We start from the raw sequence: 9,954 nt of genomic DNA, 5'->3' as shown, positions 1-9,954 counted from the left end.
GAGCCACTCTGGCAGGGCCAGCAGCTGGCTGGCGGCGTGAACCTGTTCGCTGCGCACATCGACGCTACTGGCGTAGAAGTTCTTGATGGCCGGGATCAGCGCCTGACTCTCCAGCCAGAGCAGATAGGGTCTGGGCTCTTCGGTCAGGTGCTTGATCAGGCTCTTGAGCACCCAGTCGCTGGCAAGCAGGGCCGCCAGTGCACACCCCAGCGCAATGAAGGAGGCCCACTCCAGTCTCAGTTTGTAGCGAGTCAGCATCAGCAAGAGGGCGCCACTGACCCCGATCCCGGGCAGATCGACCATGCGGGTGAGGGCGTATGACCACCATAACCAGCCTGATTGCAGGGAGCCGGTCAGAAAAGGCTGCCAGGGCAGGGTGGCGAGCAGTAACAGGGGCAGGATCAACAGGGCAGTGAAGCCAAGCACCTGGCTGCGGGTGAGTGAGGCGGTTGACGTTGGGAGCGACGAAGCGTGTGGCTGCATGGTGGATATGGGCGATCGCGAAAAAGAGGGGCATTGTGCCACCGTGACATGTCAGGACAAAGCCGAGCAGCACGTTTGTTACCTCTGCTTACACATTTGTGGTGACATCCTCTGTTTGAGCGGGCGGATGGAGCGGCTGCCGCGCAATCTGGTCCCCTTTCGCGCCGGATTGCATCACAGGCTGAAATCTCGGGCGGCTTTGCGCTAGAATGACGCCCCCGTGGCGGTTGTGACCAAAGAGAGCCCGATGAAGATAGTCGTTGATGAGAATATGCCCCATGCCGTGGAGCTGTTTGCCGAATTTGGCGAAGTGATCGCCTTGCCCGGACGACAGATGCAGGCCCGCGATCTGCTGGATGCCGATGTGCTGCTGGTGCGTTCGGTTACCCGCGTCAACGGCGATTTGCTGGCGACCAGCCCCAAACTCGGGTTTGTCGGTACCGCCACCATAGGCACAGACCATGTGGACAAGGCGTTGCTGGCAAGCCGCAATATTCCCTTCTTCAGCGCCCCCGGTTGCAACAAGTATTCGGTGGGGGATTATGTGCTCTCCGCTTTGCTGGTGCTAGCGGAGCGTTATGAACTCGACCTCTCGGCCATGACGCTGGCGGTGATTGGCGCGGGCAATACCGGCGAGTGCGTGGCTGGCAAGGCCCAAGCGCTCGGCATGCGGGTACTGCGCTGCGATCCGCCCAAGGCGCGTAATACCCCCGATGCGGGCTTTGTCGATTATCAGACCGCCCTTGGAGCCGATATCGTCAGCTTCCATGTGCCCATTACCCGTGAAGGGCTGGATGCCACCTACCATCTGCTGGATGCCGAACAAATTGCCGCGCGCCCTGCCGGACAGATCCTGATCAACGCATCCCGTGGCGAGGTGTGGGATAACCGGGCCCTGCTGGCGCGCCAGTTGGGCGATGCGCCATTGCGACTGGTGATGGATGTGTGGGAGAACGAGCCCGAGCCACTGGCTGCGCTGGTGCCCCATACCGAGATTGCCACCCCCCATATCGCCGGTTACAGCCTGGAGGGGAAGGCCCGCGGTACCTGGATGCTCTATCAGGCGCTCTGCCAGCAGCTGGGACGCCAGCCTCGTCAGGATTTGAGTAAGCTCCTGCCAGCCCCCGATGTGCAGGCAGTGGTGCCGGGCCGCGCGCCGGATCAGGCGCTGATCAAGCAGCTGGTGCATCTGGTTTATGACGTGCGCCGCGATGATGCCCGCTTCCGGACCCGACTCAGCCTGCCAGGTAGCTTTGACGAGCAGCGCAAACACTACCCCGAGCGCCGTGAACTATCCTCCCTGCAGATCGAGGGGGCGTTTGCCGACCAGGCGCTGGGCGAGCTGGGATTTGCGCTGTCACGCCCCTGAATCGGGGACTAGGAGTTGGAAGATAACCGGAAGGGGTGAGCCGTACTGCCTACCTCGACCCCATTTTTTACTGAGCTGGCGCAGATGCTACTGCGCCGGCTCAGCCATATCAGGCTGCGTCATCTCGCCGTGCGGGAGCCTGACGACCATGGCGCCACCCGGCGCCATTGCAGCATTATCAGAGGAGAACAGAATGAGCCAGCAGTTTAACGTAGCGGTATTGGGTGCCAGCGGCGCCGTGGGTCAGGCGATGATCGAGATCCTGGAAGAGCGCGAATTTCCGGTAGCGACCCTCTATCCGTTGGCTTCCAGCCGCAGTGCCGGTGATACCGTGCGCTTTGGCGGCAAGAACCTCGATATCCTCGATGTGGAGGAGTTTGACTGGAGCCAGGTACAGATCGCACTCTTCTCCGCCGGTGCCGAGGTCTCTGCCAAGTGGGCGCCGATTGCTGCCGAACACGGCTGCATCGTCATCGACAACACCTCCTGCTTCCGTTACGACGAAGATATCCCGCTGGTGATCCCGGAAGTGAACCCGGATGCGCTGGCCGATTTTCGCAATCGCAACATCATCGCCAACCCCAACTGCTCCACCATCCAGATGCTGGTGGCCCTGAAGCCGCTGCACGACGAAGTGGGCATTGCCCGCATCAACGTGGCCACCTATCAATCCGTGTCAGGCTCCGGCAAAGAGGGGGTCAGCGAGTTGGCGGGTCAGACCGCTCATCTGCTCAACGGCCGTCCGGTGGAACCGACCCTCTATCCGCAACAGATCGCCTTTAACCTGATCCCGCAGATCGACAGCTTCACTGACAACGGCTACACCCGTGAAGAGATGAAGATGGTGTGGGAAACCCAGAAGATCCTCGGCGATGCCAGCATTGCCGTGAACCCCACCTGCGTGCGGGTGCCGGTCTTCTACGGCCACGCCGAGGCGGTACACGTCGAACTGCACCAGCCGCTCGATGCCGAACAGGTCAAGGACCTGCTGCGCAATGCGCCGGGTGTGACCCTGTTTGATGACGAAGGGGACTATCCGACCCCGGTGCGAGACGCAACCGGCAAGGATGAGGTGCTGGTGGGTCGGGTGCGCCAGGATATTTCTCATCCAAGTGGTATCAATATGTGGATCGTGGCCGATAACGTTCGTAAGGGCGCGGCAACCAACAGTGTACAGATTGCCGAGCTGCTGGTTCGCGACTATCTGTAAGGCTGGTCAGATGCCACCGATGCGCAGCAGGGAGTGCTGCGCATCCGGCCTGTGATCAAACCGGGGTGTGACCCATGCCGCACTCCGTCACTTCAAGATTCTGTTGCGATATCAACTGATTAAGTTTTTTCCTACACTCAGGGTCAAGTTGGGTGCTAAATGTGTCGGACTGCTGGCTTGCCAGGCGAGCCTGATTTATATTGAACCGACTGTTTTGGGGTAACTATCCAGATTTTTCAATGTGATAGGGCCGTCATACGAAGGAACGAATATGGGACATTCCCGCATAACATTGGCAACGCTACTCGCATTGGGTCTGCTGGGCACCGTCCAGGCTGAAGACTCGGCGCGGGAGCCTTTTTTTGTCGAGCTAAAAGGCCCTGACGAACCCGCACCTCCCGCCGTCAATTCCCAGCCGCTGGCGCAGCCGGTCGCCAGACCCGTGGCGCAACCGGTGCGTGCAACCGCCCAGCCGGTGGTGCGTCAGGTCACTGCCAATGCCGGTAGCTATGGCCCCGTTCGTCCGACCGATACCCTCTGGAGCCTGGCGAGCAAATATCGCCCCTCCAATCGGGTCAGCGTCTACCAGACCATGGTGGCGATTTACGAAAAAAACCCCCGCAGTTTTGCCGATGGCAATATCAACCACATTCTGGTGGGGTCCCGCATTCTGCTGCCGACCGCGGCCGAGGCGAGCGTCATCACCGATGCTCAGGCCCGCGCCAAGTTCCGTAGCGACAACGCCAGCTGGAAGGGGTTAAGCCCCAAATATCTGGCTGACAAGCAGGCTCACACCGCCAAATCGGCTGCCACCAAACCCGTGAAGGTTGAAGCCGCCAAGACCGAGCCGGTGAAGGCTGCGCCTGCGCCGCTGCCAGTGGCGAAAGCCGCCCCCATTCCAGCCCCGGTGGTGGCACCGCAACCGGCGGCTGAAACCAAAGAAGTGGCCAAGGTGAGCGAGCCTGCGCCGAAAGAGGCGGTAGCACCTGCTCCTAGCGCTGCAGAAGGCACCACCCCGGCGCCTCTGCCTTCCGATCTGGATAAACCGGTGGGCAAACCGGCTACCGAGATGGCGCTGGCACTGGAAGATGCCAATGCCCAGCTCGGCCAGGTGACCGAGATGAACCACAGGCTCAAGCTGCGTCTGCAATCCCTGACCGAAGAGGTCGAGACCCTCAAAGCCCAGCTGCAGGATCAGACCGCGCTGCAAAAAGAGATTGCCGAGCTCAAGGCACAACCGGTCCCGCCGGTGGCAGCCGAGCCTGAGCCTGAGAAAAACTGGTTGATGGATCTGCTCTCCTCACCGCTCAACCTCGCCATGATCATTCTGCTGCCGGTGCTGCTGGTATTGGCGCTGGTGACCCTGTGGCTGCGTGCCCGTGCCCGTCGAGAGCTGGAAGAGCAGGAGAAGAGCCTCTCCGAATCCACCGCCATGATGATGGATCAGGAGCAGAGCGAGTTTGATGATCTGCTGAGCGTCGATGTGACCGACAACGAGCCGGTGCGCCCGGTGCCGGATCTCAACACCCCGGATGGCTTTATGCCGATGGAGCCTGACGAGCCGGCCGCCAAGCCGGATGTCGATCTGGTGTTCAGCGACGAGGGCGAGATGGAGCTGCAGGGCTTTGAGCCCGAGCGGATGGCGGCCCAGCCAGCCAGTCGTGACCCGGATCTGGTGCCGGATCTCGATCTCTCGCTGGATGAGCCCATTGCGCTGGCCAACGAGCCCGCCATGGATCTGGCCAGCGAGTTCAATCCCAAGCCCAAGGCCGCTGACGAGATCATGAGCGAAGAGGAGCTGCAGGCAGCCCTGTTTGCCGAGCTGGATGCGGATCTCTCAGCTGACCTCGAGCCCGATTTGAGCTCCATCGACGAAGTCGGCGCCGCTGACGACGATCTGGCGAGCTTCGATCTCGGTGATTTCGACAGTGCCCTCGACGAGCCTGCTGCTGGCAAAGATGATAACGCCATTGATCTCAGTGCCGCAGAGGACGCCGACGAGAGTGCGGATGCCATGCTGGCCGAGCTCGGTCTTGAGCCTGTCAAGGCGAAAGAAGCGGAGCTGGATCTGGAGTGGGATCCCAACGAGCTGGCGCTCTCCGATTTCGAAGATGCGTTCGCCGAGGTGGAGTCTCATCCGGCAGATGTTCAACCCCGTGAGCAGGCGCAAGAGAGCGGCTACGTCGAGATCGACAAGCTGCTGGCCGAAGCGGATGCCACCGCGCCGGAGCAGGAGCCGTATCAGGGCTTCTCGCTGGATGTGGGGCTCGATGGCTTCCCCGAGGTGCTGCCGGAATCCACCGGATTTGATGTGGATGCCGACGACGGCGGTGTGGGGGCCAAGCTGGATCTGGCCCGTGCCTACCTCGAGATTGACGACAAGGATAGCGCCCGCGAGCTGCTGCAAGAGGCAGCGGAACAGGGTAGCGATCACCAGCGCGCCGAAGCCGAGAAGTTGCTCAAGCGGTTGGGCTAAAGCATCTCCCATCACGGGATCAGCAAAACGGGGGCAGCCAGCAGGCTGCCCTCTTCTTTTGGCGATTTGCGATGGGGGGTCATGGCCGCGCAGGCTGACCATCCAGGCCAATTGCGGCGTGTGGTGGGACTTTTCGGGCTGAGCGCGTATAATCCGCCCCGTTTCTTTCACTGCGTTTTCACAACAAGACAAGTTTATCCATGCGAATTGCCCTAGGTATTGAATATGACGGCAGCCGGTATTTCGGCTGGCAGCGTCAGCGTGAAGTGATCAGCGTGCAGGCTGAACTGGAGACGGCGCTGAGCCGGATCGCCAACCACCCTGTCTCCATCCAGTGTGCCGGACGCACCGATGCCGGTGTCCATGCGACCGGTCAGGTGATCCACTTCGATACCGAGGCGAACCGCGCCGAAGGGGCCTGGACCCTGGGGCTCAATTCCAACCTGCCGCCGGATATCGCCGTGCGCTGGGTCAAGCAGGTGGACGAGAGCTTCCACGCCCGCTTCAGCGCTACCGCCCGTCGCTACCGCTATGTCATCTACAACCACAACTACCGGCCGGCGATCCTCGGCAGTGGCGTCAGCCACTACCACGAGACCATCGATGCGGAGTTGATGCACCAGGCGGGCCAGAGCCTGCTGGGGGAGCACGACTTCAGCACCTTCCGTGCCGTCGCCTGCCAATCCAACACCCCGTGGCGCAATGTGACCCATCTGTGTGTCAGCCGCTCCGGCCCCTACATCGTGCTCGACATCAAGGCCAACGCCTTCCTGCACCATATGGTGCGCAACATCACCGGCTCCCTGCTGCTGGTGGGGCAGGGGCTCAAACCGGTGGAGTGGATTGCCGAGGTGCTGGCTGCCAAGGATCGCAATCTGGCCGGGCCGACCGCCAAGGCCGGTGGCCTCTATTTGGTCGACGTAGATTACCCGGCCGAGTTTGCTCTGCCGCAGTTGCCGCTCGGCCCGCTGTGGCTGCCGGACTCGGCACCGGGTACGACCAGTTTTTAGTAACTGCGCCCGAAAAATTGTGGTTTAATGACCCGTCATTTGTTGCCATCGAGCTATTAAGTCATTGAACAATCTAGGCTCGATGCGTTTTGTCAGGCACAAAAGCATTAAGGAATTCCATGAGCTGGCTTGAGAAGATTCTTCCCAAGAGCAAGATCACTGCGCCCCGTCGTCACAACATTCCGGAAGGGGTGTGGACCAAGTGCAGTGCTTGTGAACAGGTGCTCTACCGGGCAGAGTTGGAGCGCAACCTCGAAGTGTGCCCCAAGTGTGATCATCATATGCGCATCAGCGCCCGCGCCCGTCTCGAGAGCTTCCTCGATGAGCAGGGTCGTACCGAGATCGGTGCCGAGCTGGAGCCGCAGGATGTACTGAAATTCAAGGATTCCAAGCGCTACAAGGATCGTTTGTCTGCCGCTCAGAAAGAGACGGCGGAGAAAGATGCGCTGGTGGTGATGAAAGGGACCCTCAAAGGGGTACCGGTTGTCGCCTGTTCGTTCGAATTCTCCTTCATGGGTGGCTCCATGGCCTCCGTGGTCGGTGCCCGCTTTGTACGCGCCGTCGAGGAGTGCATCAAGGAAGGCCGTGGCCTGGTCTGCTTCTCCGCCTCTGGTGGTGCTCGCATGCAGGAAGCGCTGTTCTCCCTGATGCAGATGGCCAAGACCAGTGCGGCGCTGGACCGTCTGTCCAAAGCCGGCCTGCCCTATATCTCTGTGCTGACCGACCCCACCATGGGTGGCGTCTCTGCCAGTCTGGCGATGCTGGGTGACATCAACGTGGGCGAGCCCAAGGCGCTGATCGGCTTTGCCGGCCCGCGCGTTATCGAGCAGACCGTGCGCGAGAAACTGCCGGAAGGCTTCCAGCGCTCCGAGTTCCTGCTGGAAAAGGGTGCCATCGATATCATCATCGATCGCCGCGAAATGCGTAACCGTCTGGCCAGCCTGCTCGCCAAAATGCTGAATACTCACGTCATCGAAGAGTGAAGATGAGTTCAAACATGCAACAATCCCAAAGCCGGTCGCTTGTCGACTGGCTTTCTTATTTGGAGCAGATCCATCCGGTCAATATCGACATGGGGCTGGATCGGGTCGGTGCCGTTGCCCGGCGCATGGGTCTCACCCAGCTGCCGTTCAAGGTGATCACGGTGGCGGGTACCAACGGCAAGGGCTCCAGCTGTGCCATGGCGGCCAGCATTCTGATGGCCGCAGGCTACAAGGTCGGTGTCTACTCCTCGCCCCATCTGCTGCGCTTTACCGAGCGGGTGCGGGTCAACGGGCAAGAGCTGCCCGACAACGATCACTGCGCCGCCTTTGCCGAGGTGGAAGCTGCTCGCGGCGAGATTGCCCTTACCTTCTTCGAGTTTGCCACCCTGGCCGGTTTGTGGCTCTTCTGCCGCGCCGCCCCCGATGTGCTGCTGCTGGAAGTGGGGCTGGGTGGTCGGCTCGACGCCACCAACGTGGTGGAGTCCGATGTGGCGATGATCACCTCCATTGCCCTCGATCACTGCGACTGGCTGGGGGATACCCGCGAAGTTGTGGCGGTGGAGAAGGCTGGGGTCTATCGCGCCGGTAAACCCGCCATCAGCGGGGAGCCCAATCCGCCTGCGACTATCGCGAGCGAAGCCCAGCGTCTTGGCGCCAACCTGCGTCAGGTCGGTATCGATTTTCGTGGCGATGAGCACGAGAGCGGTTGGGATTATCACGGACTCAACCAGTGGCGGGATCTGCCAAAACCGGCGCTGCCGCTGATGAACGCGGTGACCGTGCTGGCGGCGCTGGAATCCCTCGGCTTGCCGCTGCCGGAGTCCGCCATTCGTGACGGGCTTGCCAATGCCCGGCTGGCTGGCCGGATGCAGCAGTTGCAAAGTGCGCCGCTGGTGATCGTCGATGTGGCCCACAACCCTCATTCGGCGGCCTATCTGGCCGCGCAATTGCGCAAGATGCCCTGCACGGGTGTGCGCCGCGCCGTGGTCGGCATGCTCAAAGACAAGGACATGGCGGGATCCCTTGCCGAACTCGATGGTCTGATCGGCGAGTGGTATCTGGCCAGCCTCACCGGCCCGCGCGCCGCCACTGCTGCGCAGCTGGCTGCGGCGCTGGGGGAGGGCAAGGGCCCTGCCAGGGAGTTTGATGATGTCAGCGCCGCTTATCAGGCAGCGTTGGCCGCATCGAGTCCGGACGATATGGTCATTGTGTTTGGTTCGTTTTACACTGTCGCCGACATTCTGGCGGGTGTCGCCGTCTAGGCCACACCCCGGCTCCCCGGCCTTCGGGCGGGGAGCCAAATCGCATATTGAGTTACGTAAAGGTAGGATTCAACTTGGCCTCGAAGTTTCAAAACCGTCTGGTGGGCACCGTCATCCTGGTGGCCCTGGTTGTTATTTTCCTGCCGGACTTGCTGGATGGTCACAAGCTGGCACAAAAGGAGGAGGCCTTTGCCAAGATCCCGCTGCGCCCCGAGCTGGAGCCTGCCAAGCCTGCGCTGCAGGTCTCGGCAGCCAGCAGCCTGCCCGCCGATCATCTGGCCAGCCAGCAACAAGCCTCTGCGGCCCAACAGTGGCAAGTGGAAGAGGTGGCTGACCCCATGACCCTCGCCGGTCAGGGCAACGGTGCGCAGCCGGCGACAACCCCTGCCGCACCGGCGCCGGTCCAGCCGCAACAGAATGCCCAACCCAAGCCACAGCCCAAGCCGGAAGTGGTGGCCAAAAAGCCGGTCGAACCGCCAAAGCCAGCACCCAAGCCGACGCCAGCCAAACCGGTTGAAGTGGCCAAGGCGCCCGCACCGACCAAGCCGCAGGCGGGTCAGATCAAGTCCCTCGACGATCTGATTGAAAGCAAAATGACCCAGCCGACCACCCCCGCGCCTGCTGCGGCACCGGCACAGGGTAGCTGGATCCTCCAGCTTGGCGCCTTCAAGAACGTCGACAGTGTCAACGCGCTGGTGAGCAAGCTGCGGGCGGCGGGCTACTCTGCCCACACTTCGCCGCGCACACCGGTGCAGGGTCAGCTCAACCGGGTCTTTATCGGGCCGGATGTCTCCAAGGCCAAACTGCAAGGGATGCAGGGGCGGATTTCCCAGATGACCGGCCTCAGTGGCTCGGTAGTCTCTTACAACCCGTAACGGTGTAATGGCCCTCTGAAAAAAACACCGCGCCCCGTGCGCGGTGTTTTTTTATCTGGCTGTCGTGATTTTTAAGGACGGCGTCGTACAGACCACCACCCGGTTGGGATTTTCGGGCAGTTGGGGTAGTCTGAGCCCTTCTGCTACTCACAGGAGTTCAAGATGATCCTCTCGACGACCCCCATGCTGGAAGGCAAAGCCATTCGTGAATACCGCGGCATCGTGGTTGGCGAAGCCATTCTCGGCGCCAACATTTTCAAGGATCTCTTCGCCGGGATCCGCGACA

9 protein-coding genes are annotated in these 9,954 nt (G+C 61.3%); 8 read left to right on the top strand and 1 reads right to left on the bottom strand.

The window, feature by feature from the left end:
• A partial coding sequence (locus L972_RS21655) for a phosphatidylglycerophosphatase (protein ID WP_047438933.1) occupies window positions 1–483 on the bottom strand: 483 nt, incomplete at its 3' end.
• Between the two features lie 247 nt (window positions 484–730).
• Between L972_RS21655 and L972_RS13900 the strand changes: the two genes are divergently transcribed.
• From L972_RS13900 to L972_RS21945, 8 genes are all read left to right on the top strand, one after another.
• Window positions 731–1,852, top strand: coding sequence for a 4-phosphoerythronate dehydrogenase (locus L972_RS13900; RefSeq protein ID WP_047438932.1), 1,122 nt, complete (start codon window positions 731–733; stop codon window positions 1,850–1,852).
• A 193-nt stretch (window positions 1,853–2,045) separates the two neighbouring features.
• Window positions 2,046–3,062: an aspartate-semialdehyde dehydrogenase gene (locus tag L972_RS13895; RefSeq protein ID WP_047438930.1), complete on the top strand. Its 1,017-nt coding sequence runs from the start codon at window positions 2,046–2,048 to the stop codon at window positions 3,060–3,062.
• A gap of 271 nt (window positions 3,063–3,333) precedes the next feature.
• Complete coding sequence (locus tag L972_RS13890) at window positions 3,334–5,538, top strand: FimV/HubP family polar landmark protein (protein ID WP_047438928.1); 2,205 nt, start codon at window positions 3,334–3,336, stop codon at window positions 5,536–5,538.
• Between the two features lie 200 nt (window positions 5,539–5,738).
• Complete coding sequence (gene truA / locus L972_RS13885) at window positions 5,739–6,548, top strand: tRNA pseudouridine(38-40) synthase TruA (RefSeq protein ID WP_040066446.1); 810 nt, start codon at window positions 5,739–5,741, stop codon at window positions 6,546–6,548.
• A gap of 119 nt (window positions 6,549–6,667) precedes the next feature.
• Window positions 6,668–7,531, top strand: a complete 864-nt coding sequence (gene accD, locus L972_RS13880; RefSeq protein ID WP_042053089.1) for an acetyl-CoA carboxylase, carboxyltransferase subunit beta — start codon at window positions 6,668–6,670, stop codon at window positions 7,529–7,531.
• A 2-nt stretch (window positions 7,532–7,533) separates the two neighbouring features.
• A complete protein-coding gene (gene folC / locus L972_RS13875; protein ID WP_047438926.1) occupies window positions 7,534–8,793 on the top strand; it encodes a bifunctional tetrahydrofolate synthase/dihydrofolate synthase in 1,260 nt (419 codons plus the stop codon).
• 74 nt (window positions 8,794–8,867) lie between these two features.
• Window positions 8,868–9,668: a cell division protein DedD gene (dedD, locus tag L972_RS13870; protein ID WP_040066443.1), complete on the top strand. Its 801-nt coding sequence runs from the start codon at window positions 8,868–8,870 to the stop codon at window positions 9,666–9,668.
• A 162-nt stretch (window positions 9,669–9,830) separates the two neighbouring features.
• Window positions 9,831–9,954: heavy metal-binding domain-containing protein (locus tag L972_RS21945; RefSeq protein ID WP_047438971.1), on the top strand; the 124-nt coding region annotated here is incomplete at its 3' end.

Origin of the sequence: Aeromonas sp. ZOR0001, from assembly GCF_000801015.1 — a bacterium.
GTDB classification, from domain to species: Bacteria; Pseudomonadota; Gammaproteobacteria; order Enterobacterales; family Aeromonadaceae; genus Aeromonas; species Aeromonas veronii.
The sequence above is the reverse complement of the archived record's forward strand: the minus strand, read 5'-3'. Positions and strand labels throughout refer to the sequence as shown.